This is a genomic window from Pseudomonas sp. B21-054 (assembly GCF_026016345.1).
GTDB lineage: Bacteria > Pseudomonadota > Gammaproteobacteria > Pseudomonadales > Pseudomonadaceae > Aquipseudomonas.
Map to the genome: position 1 here is coordinate 987,762 of NZ_CP087204.1, position 15,805 is coordinate 1,003,566.

A 15,805-nucleotide genomic window follows, 5' to 3' on the forward strand; every position below is an offset into this window, starting at 1 on the left:
TGCATGAACGTTCAAGGCAATCGGCAAACCCGTGGCGAGGGAGCTTGCTCGCGCTGGGCCGCGAAGCGCCCCCAAAACCTGCCCGATGCGAAGCATCAGACACACCGAACCAGCCGGTCTACGACTGCTTCGCAGCCCAGCGGGAGCAAGCTCCCTCGCCACAGGTCCATCATTTTTCTTTTCGCCGTCAACTCAGAAGTTGTTTGCGAATTCATTTTACTGTCTTGTTTTCTAATACTTGAAGAGTGGTGAGTGGGGGCGAAAGTGCTTTAGAGTTTTTTTGCGCGATTAGTAATTGTCGGCGAATTAAATTGTGATTAATTTTTAAAAGACAGGAAGTCTATGATGGAATTCAAGTTGGACGATAGAATCGTCGATGCCGCGGCGAAGGCGCCTGAGGTATTTATAGCCGCGTCCTTGGGTGAGGGTGAAGAATATAATCGGGAGCCCGGCATCCAGTTGACCAAAGAGCAGATCATCAGTTTGAGGAAGTATGAGGTTCTAGGCCTGTCGCTGCCTTACCGATATAACGATGTGGTCGCCTATTTGAATTATGGTGCGGGCGATGAGGGCGGTCTCGGCCTGACGGCCAGGGATTTCCTGCGGACATTCACAATGACGTATGACCATGCCAAGCGTTGGTCGCCATTGCGCCAGGAGATCATGCTGACGGGCACCCATCTGAAGTTGTTTGCCGGGAAAATTATTGAAAATGGCGAAGGAATTGTTGAGGTCTATGAGGATCGCGAGGTTGCAAAATATCTCGACGAGCATGACATCAACACTGTTGAGGAGTATTTGCAGCTCAAACTTAAGCACCCCCGTCTCCCCGACATAACACTGCCATCGGGGGACATTCCAGAGATCAAGTATTATCTCAATGCCATGCTGACGGACGTGAAGGACTGTCAAACAAAGGCAGAAAGGGTCAGGCTGGAGCTGGATCGCTTTGGCATTGATTTGCGGGAAAAGGTGTTGCCGGAAGTCAAGCTGCGTTTGAAAGCTGTTAGCGAGAATACCTATAAACAGGATATTCAGGTGCTTCAAGATGAGATCGACCTGCGTGCCGCAGAGATCGATGAACTCAACAAGCAATACGATCAGATGGTGAAGGACGCGATCATGGCAGCCGCGACCCTCAATATCGGTGGGCTGGTCCTCGGCATCTACCAAGGGGTCAAGGCCGAACAAGTACGCAGCAAGCGTAAACAACTGAAAGAAATGCAAGATATAGCCATTCAAAAAATGGCCAGCAAAAGCCAGACGCTGAGTTCGTTGAATCGCGTGCGCGGTGATCTTCAAAACCTGAGTGCCATTACGATTGAAGCCGAGGTGGCAACTCAGAATCTCATGCTGGTGTGGGAGGCGCTCGGTTTATATATTTCTTCCTCGGCTACCGAGGTGGATAAGATAAATGACGCTGTGCGATTGAAAACTTTTATCCGCAATGTACGCAAAGTATTCAATCCTTGGGTCGAAATAAGGACCAGTTCCGACGCATTGCTTGCGGTGTTCGCAGAGGCACAGCGGGAATACGAAATGGGTAATTTAATTTCAAGGAGGATGGCTAGAATGATTTCAGCGTTCAAGGTCTCGGATTACCCGGCATTCGATGTCGCAGCGTTGCGCACATATAATTCAGATGTTCAGAGTTCCAGTATTCGTACGCAAATGCTGTTCCAACGGCATGATTATCTGCCCGGCGTGGTAGAGAGGATGACCGGTTTGGCGCTGGTGATCGACCGCACGACGTATGCTTTGCGCAGCCGCGCCCAGACAACTATTTATGTATTGAGTCGAGCGCGGGACAACCTCGAGGAAATTCAGGAGGATTTTGAAAGCGCCCATGACGAAAATGAAAAGCATGACATTTCCAAGGAGATGGAAGAGGAACTTAAAGGCGCATTCGCAAAGATCATCGAGGAAACCAAGGATCTGAAAAAAATTCAGATCGACCTCAAGACCCGCTATGACAAGGATGCGTCGCAGCAATGGATGGCCACGCTGGAGCAAGATCGGACATTTGCAGAGACGCAAAAAAATAATGCCGAGGCCAAGCGAGTTGAATTGGATTCGCAGATGAAATCGATTTCCGATGCGATTGCATTGATTGAAAGAAGCGGCGTGGAAAAAATCGGCAAAGAGGCTCAGTTGACTGTGGACAATTTGACAGCAATGGGTATGGCGCCGCCTCAGGTTCAAGTGACATTGTTGGCCATGGACATGCTGAAGAAAATGCTCTCTGGCATGGCCGAAACCATCTCCTACATTAATATGGTCGCCGGGTACAACCGGCTTCAGGAGAGGGCCAGGAAACTGCGCTCGGAAGCAGAAGCCTATGCCAAGGAGATCGCCCTGATCCAAGGTAAGGTTGAATTGGTGCAGAGCCTTGATGCATTGGATAGTGGGCGTTGGGACTACGTCAAAGAGTTCGTGAACATTGTTAGCGCCTTTGAACAGTTCAGCCGGGCCTTTGAACAAGAGAAGTCGCAACCTGTCGAGGAACGAGCCCGCGCCGTCCGTCCCCTCATCCCTGGCATTATCAGTTATTTGCTTCCCATCCGTGGATAACCAACGCATCGGGCCGGATCGGAGCCGTCCTGTCTCGAATGAGGCTGACCATTAAATAAACGATGGCGGACCCCGTGTCTGCCATCGCCAAGGCAAACCATGAGTCAACTTAGCTATGAGTTCAATGAGGCGCAGCGCAAAACCCTGGAGCGTTACACTCGCTTCCTTGGTTCCCTGCGCTCGATCTTTAATAACGTAGCGGTCGCGTTTGAGCAGCGTCAACGAAGGGGGCATCAGCCTGTCGTGCTCGCGGCGGATTCACGGTGGAATAACGCTTTCTTCAACGGACAATATCTATCGACACTTTATGAACGGGTCAATGAAATCAATGTGCTCTTCAAGAGTGAGCTGAAAGAACTGGCAATGTTCACCCAAGAGGCACTCGACGTCACCGCACGGACCGGTAGGAAAGAACCGATTGAGCAAGTGAATTTCAGGCTATTCAGTCTGTCCACCTCACAGCGCTGGACGTTATCTCCACCTGCAAAGGTCGAAGACTTGATCCATGAGTTCTACCTTCGCTTCATCGGTCTCAGAAGTGCGATAAGGCAGCTGGTGTTCAAGTTTACCGAGCTGTCTCAAGAGTCGTTCGGGCTAAAGTCCGTGTTCACGGCGGCCATGGATCATCGCTCCTGTCATTGCCACACCCAACCGAGCGTGGCACAGGTGTTATTCCTGGAGGCAGTTACCACGCCCGCTTGGGACATTGTCTACTCCTCCCGGGAGGCCTCGATCAGAGCAACGGAATACAAGGCGGATATCACATTGTTGCTTAAAGCATTCGGCGACCTGAGCGCTCGGATGGGCTTGCTGGTCCGGGATTTACATCAGCGTATGGAAGACGTGGTTCTGGAGCTCAGGCGCGCAACCTACGTATTCAGGTTGGGAGAATTGAATGCAAAATTGAGCGCAATCATGCAGCAGCTGAATCAATGCATGACGATGCTGGATGATTTTGAGCACTGGTTGCGCAAATAAAGAGGTCCATGATTGCATGGACCTTTTTACTAACGGATTGCGTTACACGTAGAACGACTTCAAGGGCGGGAAGCCGTTGAATTCCACGGCGCTGTAGCTGGTGGTGTAGGCACCGGTCGACAGCCAGTACAGGCGGTCACCGATGGCCAGGTTCAGCGGCAAGCCGTACTTGTAGTTCTCGTACATGATGTCGGCGCTGTCGCAGGTAGGGCCGGCGATGACCACTTCTTCCATCTCGCCTTTCTTCTCGGTCCAGATCGGAAACTTGATGGCTTCGTCCATGGTTTCGATCAGGCCGGAGAACTTGCCCACGTCCGTGTACACCCAACGCTCGACGGCGGTCCGGGACTTACGCGCCACCAGCACCACTTCGCTGACCAGGATGCCGGCGTTGGCGATCAACGAACGGCCTGGCTCCAGGATGATTTCCGGCAGGTCGTCGCCGAAGTCTTCCTTGAGGAAACGGATGATTTCCTCGGCGTAGGTTTCCAGGCTGTTGGTGCGGGTGATGTAGTTGGCCGGGAAGCCGCCACCCATGTTGATCAGCTTCAAGACGATGCCGTCTTCTTCTTTCAGGCGCTCGAAGATGACCTTGACCTTGGCGATCGCCGCGTCCCAGACGCTGATGTCGCGCTGTTGCGAGCCGACGTGGAAGGAAATGCCATACGGCACCAGGCCCAGGTCGCGGGCCAGGATCAGCAGGTCCATGGCCATGTCGGTCTGGCAGCCGAATTTGCGCGACAACGGCCAGTCAGCGGTGGTCGAGCCTTCGGTGAGGATCCGTACGTAGACTTTCGAGCCCGGCGCGGCCTTGGCGATGTTGCGCAGGTCGGCTTCGGAGTCGGTGGCATACAGGCGCACGCCCTTCTCGTAGAAGTAGCGGATGTCCCGGGATTTCTTGATGGTGTTGCCGTAGCTGATCTGGTCCGGACCCACGCCACGGCTCATGACTTTATCCAGCTCGTAGATCGAGGCGATGTCGAAGTTCGAGCCTTTGTCCTTGAGCAGGTCGATGATTTCGACCGCCGGGTTGGCCTTGACGGCGTAATACACCTTGGCGAAGTCGAAACCGGCGCGCAGGTCGTCATAGGCCTTGGAGATCATCGCGGTGTCGATCACCACGAACGGGGTTTCCTGCTTGTCGGCGAACGCTTTCATTTTCTGGAAGGTTTCGCGCGCGAAATAATCTTCGACCTGGATCGACATACTTGGGACTCCTACTGGCAAACATCAGGATCAATGGGTGTGAGGGCAAGCAGCCCTCGTGAACGTCCTCCGTATCCCCACTTTGGTTCGCCTACTTCCCAAGGCATGTCGCCGAAAGCAAAAAGGCCACGGGATGCGTAATGCCCTTGGCCTTGCTGTCTCGTCGTCAGTACTTGAGCCGGATGGATCGTTTCCAGCATGGACGTTCGGCGCGAACTTTAGGGCGTGAGGGGCCTGAGATCAACTAAAAATGTCGCGTTTTTGCACACATCCGTCGTGCGGCCCGCGACAGCTCATGATGTAACCGACCTGCGTGACAGATTGATGTTCCCTTGGATTGGTTTTTCAGGCCGCCAGATGATCGTTCTCACGCTCTGCGTGGGCATGCAGCCCGGGACGCTCTGCGTCCCCAAGCCGAACGCGGAGCGTCCGTGGAGGCATTCCCACGCAGAGCGTGGGAACGATCAAAAGCTGTGGTGCCCCCAATCAGGCAGAGGCAGTCTCGGCCGGCGAGACAATGCTGGTCTTGCCGCCGCGCGAGCGCCCCGAGCTCAGGTACTCGGCAATCGACTCTTGGGTCACTTCCCCGAGGAACACCCGCTCGGCGTCCATCACCGGCAGCCACGAGCGGTTGAATTCGTACATGCGCGACAGCAGGATCCGCAGGTGTTCGTCGTAGGCCGCGGTGGCGTTGAACTCACGCAGGAATTGCGCGCAGGTGCCGGTCTGGCGGTACAGGTCGCGACGGCGCACATAACCCAGGGCCTTGTTCTCGGCGCAGGTGACCACCACGTAGCGACGGTCATGTTCGTCCATCAGCTCCAGCGCCTCATTCACCGGCGTCTCCGGGCTGACCGACGGGGCGTTGTCCGCCGCGTCCTCGGCCTTGACCAGCAGCAGGCGCTTGAGCGTGCTGTCCTGGCCGACGAAACTGCTGACGAACTCGTCGGCCGGATGCGCCAGCAGGGTATCCGGATGATCGAACTGGACCAGCTTGCCGGCGCGGAAGATCGCAATCTTGTCTCCCAGCTTGATCGCCTCGTCGATGTCATGGCTGACCATGATCACGGTCTTGTTCAACGCCCGTTGCATCTCGAAGAACTCGTTCTGGATCATCTCGCGGTTGATCGGGTCCACCGCGCCGAATGGTTCGTCCATCAGCAACAGCGGTGCATCGGCCGCCAAGGCACGGATCACGCCGATCCGTTGCTGCTGGCCGCCCGACAGTTCGCGGGGGTAGCGGTGCAGGTACTGCTTGGGCTCGAGCTTGATCATGCTCATCAGTTCGCGGGCACGGTCGTGGCATTTCTGCTTGTCCCAGCCCAGCAGGCGCGGGACCACGGTGATGTTTTCCTCGATGGTCATGTTCGGGAACAGGCCGATCTGCTGGATCACGTAGCCGATGTTGCGGCGCAGGGTCACTTCGTCCAGGCCGGTGGTGTCTTCGCCGTTGATCAACACCTTGCCCGAGGTGGGCGGGATCAGCCGGTTGATCATCTTCAGCGTGGTGCTTTTGCCGCAACCCGACGGCCCTAGGAACACGCAGATCTCGCCTTCGTTGACGATCAGGTTCACCGAGTCCACGGCCTTGACGTCCTTGCCGTTGCTCTTGAAGGTTTTGCTGAGGTTTTGAAGTTCGATCATTTCAGTAGTCCTTTTGGGGTCAGCGAGCGTTGCAGCCATTGCAGAAGCAGGTCGGCGAAGATGGCCAGGAGACTGACCAGCACGGCGCCGACGATCAGCATCGACATGTCGCTGCGGCTGATGGAAGCGAGGATGAGCACGCCCAGGCCACCGGCACCGATGGTGGCGGCGATGGTCATGACGCCGATGTTCATGACCACGGCGGTGCGTACGCCGGCCAGGATCACCGGCACGGCGATGGGCAGTTCGACCATGCGCAGGCGCTGGCCGAAGGTCATGCCGATGCCGCGGGCGGCTTCACGGATGCCGGGTTCGACACCGGTCAGGGCCAGGTAGGTGTTGCGCATGATCGGCAGCAGGGAATAGAGAAACACCGCTGTGATCGCCGGCATCGGCCCCAGGCCCTGGCCGAACGTGGAATAGAACGGCAGCAACAGGCCGAACAGCGCAATCGACGGGATGGTCAGCAATACGGTGGCGCTGGCCTGCAACGGGCCGGCGAGCGTCGGGAAGCGGGTCATGACGATGCCCAGCGGCACGCCGACCACGATCGCCAGGGTCACGGCGATGCCCACCAGAGTGATGTGCTGCCAGGTCAGGTGCAGCACCAGCGGCCAGTCCAGATGGGAAAAGGCGTCAAGAAAATCCATGGCTTTTCCTCCAGGTCATTGGGGTGAGAGCAGGGAATGCTGGCGCAGGAAATCGGCGGCAACGGTGGAAGGGCTTTCATGGTTGACGTCCACGCGGGCGTTGAGCTGGCGCATGGTTTCGTCATCGAACAGCTCGGCCAGGGGCTTGAGCTGCGCGGCCAGCTGCGGATGCGCGTCGAGGAAAGCCTGGCGCACCACGGGCGCGGCGGTGTAGTCGGGGAAGTAGTGCTTGTCGTCTTCCAGCAACTTCAGCTTGAACGCGTTCAGCCGGCCGTCGGTGGTGTACACCAGCCCGGCGAACACTTGGCCGTTGCGCAGGGCGGTGTAGACCAGGCCGGCATCCATCTGCCGGATGTTCTGCCGGGTCAGGTTCATGCCGTACTGCTCGACCATGCCCGCCAGGCCGTCGGAGCGATTGGCGAACTCGGTGTCCAGGGCCACCAGGTGGTTGTCATCGGCTTCGGCCTGCAGCACCGTGTTCAACTGGCTGATGCTGTTGATCTGCGGATATTTCTTCGCGACTTTTTCCGGTAGCGCCAAGGCGTAGGTGTTGCTGAATTTCGACGGCGCGAGCCAGACCAGGCCTTTTTTCGCGTCGAGTTCTTTCACTCGGGCGTAGGACTGGGCGCTGTCGAGTTTCTCCGTGACATGGTTGTAGGCCACCAGCGACACGCCGGTGTATTCCCACAGCAGGTCCAATTGCCCGGTTTCATGGGCACTGCGGGCCAGGTTGCTGCCCAGGCCGCCAGTGATCTGCGCGTCGTAGCCCTTGCTGCGCAGGTATTGCGCGGTGATTTCCGCCAGCAAGGTCTGTTCGGTGAACACCCGGGCGCCAAGGCGGATCAGGGGTTTTTCAGCGGCTTGGGCGAATCCTGCGAACAGCAGGACACAGCCCAGTATCAAGCTCAACTTCTTCATAACGATTCCTTTATCCGGCCTGGCTTATGACGGTTGCAGACCGCGTTCCAGCCAGAGGCGGCTGGCCAGTGTCACCAGGCCGTCGAGCAGCAACGCCAACAGGGCGGTGCAGGCCGCGCCGAGCAGCAGCTGCGGCTGGTTGTTCAAGGCAATGCCGGGGAAGATCAGGCTGCCGAGGCTGTTGGCACCGATCAAAAAGGCCAGCGGCGCGGTGCCGACGTTGATCGCCAGCGCCACCCGCACCCCACCGATGATGATGGGCACAGCGTTGGGCAACTCGACTTTCCACAGCACTTGGCGCGGCGTCATGCCGATGCCGACAGCGGCTTCCTTGAGAGAACCCTGGACGTTTTTCAGCCCTTCATAGGTGTTGCGCACGATGGGCAGCAGTGAGGCGAGGAACAAGGCGAAGATGGCAGGCCCGCTGCCAATGCCCAGGATGCCCAGGGCGATGGCCAGTACGGCCAGGGGCGGCACGGTATTGCCGATGTTGAACACCTGCATGAAGCGTTCGGCGCGCCCGACCATGCCGGGGCGGCTGAGGGCGATGCCTGCCGGGATACCCACGAGCAGGGCCGCCAGCATGGAGGCCAATACAAGCATCAGGTGCGCTTGCAGGTAAAACAGTAGATCGTCGCGGTAGTGCTGGATGGTATCGATGCCGATCCAGTGGACCAACAGGGCCAGGAGGGCGACGACGACCGCCCCCCCGATAAGCCCTTTGCCATAGCGGATAGCCACAGGCGGACTCCTTTGTCTTTCTTTAGTCGGCGCACGCCTTTCCGGGCGGCAAACCATCACGGATTGCCGGGAAAACGTGCGCGAGAAGCAGCTCTTTCATGCCGATAAACGGCCTGTCATGGGAGCCATGAGCGCAGCCTCGTCAGGCTAACTTGCTGATTTTTCAGACCCTGACGGACGGCTGTAGCAAGGGGAGTGGACGCATGCACTGTTCAAAAGGTTCCCCGGAGGATTGCTCACGATGACCCCTTCTCCTGCGTTCCATTGAGATGGATAACCCGTTTTTTACTTCAAATAAGTATCAGCCACTGTGAAAGTTGACAGGTGTTCGAAGGGGGACGCTCTTGTAGCGTAGATAAAACTGTTAAGTCGAAAAGCCTGAAAAGACTTGGCTGACTCGGAGCCTTATCTGTTCATGCACGGGGATACTGCAATGAAAAGAAAATTTTGCGTTGTGCTGTTTTTATTGCTGACAGCCGGCTGTGCAACACATGAATTGGAAACGAGCGCTGTTCATGAGCCATCAGGACAGGCTGTCGACGTGAATGAAGCTGGCGTCCAAGGCGCTGGCACCGGTCCAGAAATAGCGGCCTATCTAACAGAAGCCTACAACAACGTCTTGCCAATGTGTCGCAACAACCCTTCGGCGCCGTCATTTTTATGCACTGGAGTAATGTTGCGGGCAACACAACATTCCACTCAGTTTAATTTTTGGAATCCCAACCCGGCATCGACGGGCGTTTCATTTTCCTGGTTGCGCAAAGATGCGAAATTCGGAAAATTAGTATTTGGCTACAATAACGGCTTTATTGTTTATCCAGAATTCTTTAAACCAGTGGGAAAAATCGCATTGGCGATGCTGTGTTTCTTTCCAGTCGACGGCGCCACTGACCATCGACCTGACGAAGGTTGTGGTCAATATCCAGGTCGCCCCAATAGCCGACCTTGCCAATCCCAAGGTATTACCACGGCAGCGCAGTATACTGCCCATTTCAACGCTAACGCAGGTATGTACGGCGCATTGTGTGGCTTCGATGTTCGTGACGAACTGAATGAACTAGGCGCTCGTGGGTTTACCGAAGCCGTCAAGGCTCAAGGGCAACTTCCAGCGTCCGCATTTGGTACGCAGAATGAATTCCGCATAAGGAAATGGGCACAAAATCTTGGTAGGACGCTCCCGATTGAGGCAGTCTTTTACATCAACGACACGGGTAAGGCTGGCGCTCAATATGATCAACGGGACTTTAAAACGAACACCGGCATCTGGATTCCCATGATCAGGATTACGCTTCCTCAAACGGCCGCCAATGATGCGAGATTTGAGTTTATTCCCGCTGACCAAGCTATCTCGCAATGAGACCTCAGGTGTTGGTCGGCGGTGGCGAATAGGCATGACGCTTGTGCTGGGTACGCGCTTTTGATGGGCGCGCGTCGTCAGGCTGCGCTTGTGCAGGTGGTCCAAAAGGAGGGTTCTGGGCTATAATCGCCGCCCTTTTTTGAATCACCTGCCAGGCGATTTCCCATGACCAAACAGGCCGCCGAAGTCGCGAAACGCCGCACTTTCGCCATTATTTCCCACCCCGATGCCGGTAAGACCACCATCACCGAGAAGCTCTTGCTGATGGGCAAGGCGATCGCGATTGCCGGCACGGTGAAATCTCGCAAGTCCGACCGCCATGCCACCTCCGACTGGATGGAAATGGAAAAACAACGGGGTATTTCCATTACCACTTCGGTCATGCAGTTCCCGTATCGCGATCACATGATCAACCTGCTCGACACCCCGGGCCACGAAGACTTCTCCGAAGACACCTACCGCACCCTGACGGCGGTGGACTCGGCCTTGATGGTCCTCGACGGCGGTAAAGGCGTCGAGCCACGGACCATCGCGCTGATGGACGTCTGCCGTCTGCGGGACACGCCGATTGTCAGCTTCATCAACAAACTCGACCGTGACATCCGCGACCCCATCGAACTGCTCGACGAGATCGAAGCGGTGTTGAAGATCAAGGCCGCGCCGATCACCTGGCCGATCGGCTGCTACCGCGACTTCAAGGGCGTGTACCACCTGGCCGACGACTACATCATCGTCTACACCGCCGGTCACGGGCATGAGCGCACCGAGGTGAAGATCATCGAGAAGCTCGACTCCGATGAGGCCCGCGCGCACCTGGGCGACGAGTACGACCGTTTCGTCGAGCAGTTGGAGCTGGTGCAGGGCGCCTGCCATGAGTTCAACCAGCAGGAATTCCTCGACGGCCAACTGACCCCGGTGTTCTTCGGTACGGCCCTGGGCAACTTCGGCGTGGACCATGTGCTCGATGCCGTGGTCGATTGGGCCCCGCGCCCGCTGCCACGCGTCGCCAACGAGCGAACCGTGGAACCGGTCGAAGAGAAATTCGCCGGCTTCGTGTTCAAGATCCAGGCGAACATGGACCCCAAGCACCGCGACCGCATCGCCTTCATGCGCATCTGTTCCGGCAAATACGAAAAAGGCATGAAGATGCGCCACGTGCGCACCGGCAAGGACGTGCGCATCGGCGACGCCCTGACCTTTTTCTCCTCGGAACGCGAGCAACTGGAAGAAGCCTTCGCCGGTGACATCATCGGCCTGCACAACCACGGCACGATCCAGATCGGCGACACCTTCACCGAAGGCGAAACCCTGGGTTTCACTGGCATCCCGCACTTCGCCCCGGAACTGTTCCGTCGCGTACGCCTGAAGGACCCGCTCAAGTCCAAGCAACTGCGCCAGGGCCTCCAGCAACTGGCCGAAGAGGGCGCCACCCAGGTGTTCTTCCCGACCCGCAGCAACGACATCATCCTCGGCGCCGTCGGTGTGCTGCAGTTCGACGTGGTCGCCAGCCGCTTGAAAGAGGAATACAAGGTCGAATGCTCCTACGAGCCGATCACCGTGTACTCAGCCCGTTGGGTGGAATGCGGCGACAAGAAGAAACTCGAGGAGTTTTCCAACAAGGCCGTGGAAAACCTCGCGTTGGATGGCGGTGGTCACCTGACCTACCTGGCCCCGACCCGGGTCAACCTGGCGCTGATGGAAGAGCGCTGGCCGGATGTGAAATTCCGGGCGACGCGTGAGCATCACTAAACGCTGAGTGGCAAGATCAAAACCCCGTTGCGAAATCTGCGGGGTTTTTTATTGTCAGTCCCATTCCCCCGGCACATCGCCCTGTGGAAGTTAGTTGGATTGGATATAACCCTTATTCGAAACCAATCTGTCGAGCAGCGGCATTTCTGGCGGTTCTGAAGCGTCCTATCTGGTGAACCGGCCTGTTCAGAACGAGATTTTCTTGAGCGCCGTCAGGCCCCCGGCTTCATCCGGAAAAGAAGGAATTGGCTATGAGCACGCTTCTACGCATGATGTTTTTGCTGAAAGTTTTGGTGATGTTGTCCCTGGGCTCTACCGCCGCATGGGCCGAATGCGATGAGCATGAGAAGCACGCCTCGAGTGGGCAGGTAACGCAAGGCGAGATGATGTTTGCCGAGAACGAAGAACAGGTGCCCGGCGATCAGGATCATGATGATTCGAGCATCGATGATGATCCTGATGCCGACGATGGTGATAGCCAGACTTGATTCAGGCGCTGGGCTCGCGGATTAAAAATGCCTTGTATCAGGTAATGCTGTTCATTTAAGAAAGAATCGGCGCTTCTTCCGAGATGGGAGGGGCTTTGTGTTCGTGTGTATATCCGTTGCTGCGGTAACGGCCACTTAGGGTTCCGCCCTTACGGCGGCTCACTTTTGAGAAGCGCAAAAGTAAGCAAAACGCTTTATGCGGTATGACTCACCCACATGGGTTACAAATCAGTTCACGCACATAGGTAACAGTTTTTAACTGGCAGGGTCGATTTCGCGAGGATCTGACCATGCCCTGGAGAGAGCTGAAACCTATGGACCTGAAAGTGATGTTCATCGCGGATTATCTGTCCAAAGAGCACAGCTTAAGTCAGCTGTGCCGGGACTATGAGATCAGCCGAAAGACTGCGTACAAATGGGTTAAACGATACGAAACAGAGGGCCCCGGTGGGCTTGATGAGCGTAGCCGCCGCCGGCACAACCAAACCTATGTTGTGCCCCTGGTCGTGAAACAGGCGATCATTGAGCTTCGCTCCATTGGCGAGACGATTCCCGGCCCGAAGAAAATTCAAAACTGCCTCGTGCAGCGTTTTCCTGATCAGGATCCGCCGTCGAAAACGACCATTTATAATGTACTCAAGGCAGCTGATTTGATCACGCCTCGGCCTTTGCGCAGGCGTGTGGCTGTTTATCCCAAGCCTTTGCACAAGGCAGAGAATCCCAACCAGCTCTTCAGCGCTGATTACAAAGGTCAGTATCTGACCGGGGCAGGTGTTTGGTGCTATCCACTGACAATCATGGATCATGCCAGTCGCTTTCTACTGGCTTGCCAGAGCATGGGCAGCACCAACTTCAAGGAAACCCAGGAAACCTTCGAGCGGGTTTTTCGTGAGTATGGGCTGCCGGAACGGATTCGTACCGACAATGGCGTACCGTTTGCCAGTACGAGTCGTGCGGGGCTGTCACAGCTGTCGATCTGGTGGATGAGACTCGGGATCATCCCTGAGCGGATCGAGCCGGGCCGCCCGGATCAAAATGGGCGTCACGAGCGCATGCATCGGACGCTGAAAAGTACGTTGCCTCAACCTGCGGCTATTGCTTGGGAGGCCCAGCAACGTCATTTTGATCGTTTCAGACAGCACTACAATTACGAGCGTGGGCACGAGTCGCTGGGACAGAAAACGCCTGCTGCCTGTTATACGCCTTCAACTCGAATGTATCCCGAAACGCTGCCTGAAATGACTTATGCGAGCCATATCGAAAGTTACCTGGCCGATAGTAATGGGATCATCAATCGAGGCGGTATGAGGGTTTATGTAGGTAATTTGCTCTGTTATCAGACCATCGGCATGGAGATGATTGGTGATGGGATATGGAATGTGATCTTCGGGCCGGTGATCCTGGGTCATGTTAATGCGAGAAATGCCAAGAACGGCTACGTTTCAATCAAAGTGTCACCTATGTGAATGCACTTTTTTGTAACCCATGTGGTTGTTCCGTACAATGCCCCACCACTCGGTGCCTCGCCTAGGCTCGGCATGCCCTCTCTCCGGCATTGCTCCGTGGGCCCGCTGCGAAGGGCCATCCATGGCCCAGCGCAGCTATCCCGGCATCCATGCCGGGATGCCCACTGCGCAATGCCTGCGTTCGGCCATCGTGGTTAACGGGGCGCCCACGATCAAAAGCGTACGCGAGGCGGCCTTATAGCCGACCTGGTTTGGGTGGGACCGCGTTTCTCCTGTGGGAGCGGGCTTGCTCGCGAAAGCGGAGGGTCAGTTTGTGGTGATGTTGGCTATGCTGACGCCATCGCGAGCAAGCTCGCTCCCACAGTTCTTTTGTGTCGTGTACAAATACTGTGAGCACCCACAACTCCATGTGGGAGCGAGCTTGCTCGCGATAGCGGTGGTTCAGCCACATAGATGCTGGACGTCTCCTGCCCCTGCTTTTGCTTTGGCTTCTGATCTGGGGCGTTCCTGTCCAAAATAAAACTCAAAAAAACGGTTTTTGCGTACGCCAGGCGGATGGCGACCTGTCAGGTCTGACAGTAGACGGAATTGCAGCCGGCTCTTATAACTTCGGGCAGCAGTCGTTCAGTTGCTGATGAGCCGGGAGATCACCATGAGAACCAGCGACCAGTCTAAAAGGGCGAAAGGGCACTTGGCGGGATGGGTGGGAGGCGTTGCGTTTGATTCAGCCAGGCTGACATTACTGGCTGATGCCTACAGTGATGACTTCGTGATTCAAGCCCGCTGGACCGATGGTAGAGAAAGAGAACTGACGTTCTACATTCCCGAACGAGGCTCGGAACGCAAGGTATACACGTTTGCTGCTGCGCAAGGCGCTGGCGCTTACTATGAGATAACCGGGGAACGGAGCATGGAATGGGAGGGCGGCACCGTTACTCGGGAAAAAACCGAGTTCTCTGCGCCCGATCCCAACCAATGGCGGGCGATGATTGGTTTCAATTTTGAAGTCAGTATCGATGACCAGGCTGTCTGGATAAAGGGCGAGGGTGAGCTCATTGGCGCGTCTCCCTGGAACAGGGATATGCGTGAGCGATTTCAGACGCGCAAAGGTTAGAGGATCTAGGGTTAACACCTGTTCGTAGACATTGTGGACAATTAACGAATGGGACACTTCAATACCTTGACGCATCAACCATGACGCAAGATCCGTCTAGGCATCTCCCTTGTGGCACACAACATTTCTAGATGAGATTACCCTGTCCCCCGAACCAAACAACCTGATTTTTAGGGGGGGGGGCAGCGCTGAGAACTACCAGAATAATAAAGAATATCGGATGTCGTCCTCCCGCATTTAGTTATGCTTTTTTTTGAAATGGAGCGATTCGCTTATCACAATAAAGTCTCTTCACCTGTCAGAGCTGACAGTGGACGAGCCTTCCTGTGTCCCCCTATAAATGTATTCGTTAATGGCAGTTTTTAATAACGGACAAGGAGACGCATGATGAGTACCAAAGTGACTACAGGAGAGCTGCGGGCGACGGGGACTTCACCGTCTGGATTTTCTACTACCGATGTTTCGGCCCAACGAAATTTGGCCGATAAGGGATATACGTTTGAAGGTAGTAATGCCAAAGGAGAGTGGCTACATTTTTTTGTTCGCACACTGGATATTAAACAAGGGCAAAGTTTTGCTATTGAGCAGTATGGGGGTATAGGGACAGCTGCGGCGTATTACAGGGACCCCGACAAGAAAATATATAACGGAACGTCTGGAGTTGTTAATTTTGAAATATTCGATGCGGAAAACGAGAACGTTGAAATACGCACCTTTGGCTTAGAGATGTCCAAGGACTCGGAAGTAAAGAAGGTTGAGGCTCGTGGTCATTTTGTAGGGATTCAGGAGACTAATAAAAAGGTGCTGGATGAAAAAGGAAATTTTAGTCTGAAATAGTTACTCATTTTCGCGGGGTGCCTTGCCTGCGGTGAGAGTTTTATCTGTTGGCGAGGGAGCTTGCTCCCGCTGGACTGCGTAGCAGG

The 15,805-nt window shown here is 55.7% G+C and carries 13 protein-coding genes; 8 read left to right on the forward strand and 5 right to left on the reverse strand.

All coding sequences use genetic code 11. The features are described from left to right. Positions 1–345 precede the first annotated feature (345 nt). Positions 346–2,571 (forward strand): alpha-xenorhabdolysin family binary toxin subunit A, encoded by a 2,226-nt coding sequence (locus LOY70_RS04210; protein ID WP_265033653.1) that lies wholly within the window; start codon positions 346–348, stop codon positions 2,569–2,571. A 99-nt stretch (positions 2,572–2,670) separates the two neighbouring features. Continuing rightward, positions 2,671–3,549: a hypothetical protein gene (locus LOY70_RS04215; RefSeq protein WP_265033655.1), complete on the forward strand. Its 879-nt coding sequence runs from the start codon at positions 2,671–2,673 to the stop codon at positions 3,547–3,549. Between the two features lie 42 nt (positions 3,550–3,591). Here the strand turns inward: LOY70_RS04215 and LOY70_RS04220 are convergent, their stop codons facing one another. The 5 genes from LOY70_RS04220 to LOY70_RS04240 all read right to left on the reverse strand — a co-directional run bounded on the left by LOY70_RS04220 (position 3,592) and on the right by LOY70_RS04240 (position 8,708). Continuing rightward, complete coding sequence (locus LOY70_RS04220; RefSeq protein WP_025211808.1) at positions 3,592–4,755, reverse strand: type III PLP-dependent enzyme; 1,164 nt, start codon at positions 4,753–4,755, stop codon at positions 3,592–3,594. Between the two features lie 486 nt (positions 4,756–5,241). Next, positions 5,242–6,399 (reverse strand): betaine/proline/choline family ABC transporter ATP-binding protein, encoded by a 1,158-nt coding sequence (locus tag LOY70_RS04225; RefSeq protein ID WP_123342809.1) that lies wholly within the window; start codon positions 6,397–6,399, stop codon positions 5,242–5,244. Next, complete coding sequence (locus tag LOY70_RS04230) at positions 6,396–7,049, reverse strand: ABC transporter permease (RefSeq protein WP_025211810.1); 654 nt, start codon at positions 7,047–7,049, stop codon at positions 6,396–6,398. Before LOY70_RS04230 ends, LOY70_RS04225 begins: the two co-directional genes overlap by 4 nt. Before the next feature lie 15 nt (positions 7,050–7,064). Further along, complete coding sequence (locus tag LOY70_RS04235; protein WP_265033658.1) at positions 7,065–7,967, reverse strand: glycine betaine ABC transporter substrate-binding protein; 903 nt, start codon at positions 7,965–7,967, stop codon at positions 7,065–7,067. Between the two features lie 24 nt (positions 7,968–7,991). After that, positions 7,992–8,708, reverse strand: a complete 717-nt coding sequence (locus LOY70_RS04240) for an ABC transporter permease (RefSeq protein WP_025211812.1) — start codon at positions 8,706–8,708, stop codon at positions 7,992–7,994. A gap of 433 nt (positions 8,709–9,141) precedes the next feature. Between LOY70_RS04240 and LOY70_RS04245 the strand changes: the two genes are divergently transcribed. The 6 genes from LOY70_RS04245 (at position 9,142) to LOY70_RS04270 (ending at position 15,719) form a co-directional block, all read left to right on the forward strand. After that, positions 9,142–10,065 (forward strand): hypothetical protein, encoded by a 924-nt coding sequence (locus LOY70_RS04245; RefSeq protein WP_265033661.1) that lies wholly within the window; start codon positions 9,142–9,144, stop codon positions 10,063–10,065. Positions 10,066–10,230: 165 nt separating this feature from the next. Then, on the forward strand, positions 10,231–11,814 hold the full coding sequence (locus LOY70_RS04250; protein ID WP_123416447.1) for a peptide chain release factor 3: 1,584 nt from the start codon (positions 10,231–10,233) through the stop codon (positions 11,812–11,814). Between the two features lie 251 nt (positions 11,815–12,065). Further along, the gene (locus LOY70_RS04255) at positions 12,066–12,302 is read left to right on the forward strand and encodes a hypothetical protein (RefSeq protein ID WP_265033664.1); all 237 of its coding nucleotides are present in this window, start codon (positions 12,066–12,068) and stop codon (positions 12,300–12,302) included. Positions 12,303–12,592: 290 nt separating this feature from the next. Next, complete coding sequence (locus LOY70_RS04260) at positions 12,593–13,768, forward strand: integrase core domain-containing protein (RefSeq protein WP_265028313.1); 1,176 nt, start codon at positions 12,593–12,595, stop codon at positions 13,766–13,768. Positions 13,769–14,420: 652 nt separating this feature from the next. Continuing rightward, positions 14,421–14,882: a hypothetical protein gene (locus LOY70_RS04265; RefSeq protein ID WP_265033666.1), complete on the forward strand. Its 462-nt coding sequence runs from the start codon at positions 14,421–14,423 to the stop codon at positions 14,880–14,882. A 387-nt stretch (positions 14,883–15,269) separates the two neighbouring features. Then, entirely contained in the window at positions 15,270–15,719 is a 450-nt protein-coding gene (locus LOY70_RS04270; RefSeq protein ID WP_265033668.1) for a hypothetical protein, read from the forward strand. Positions 15,720–15,805: the final 86 nt, after the last annotated feature.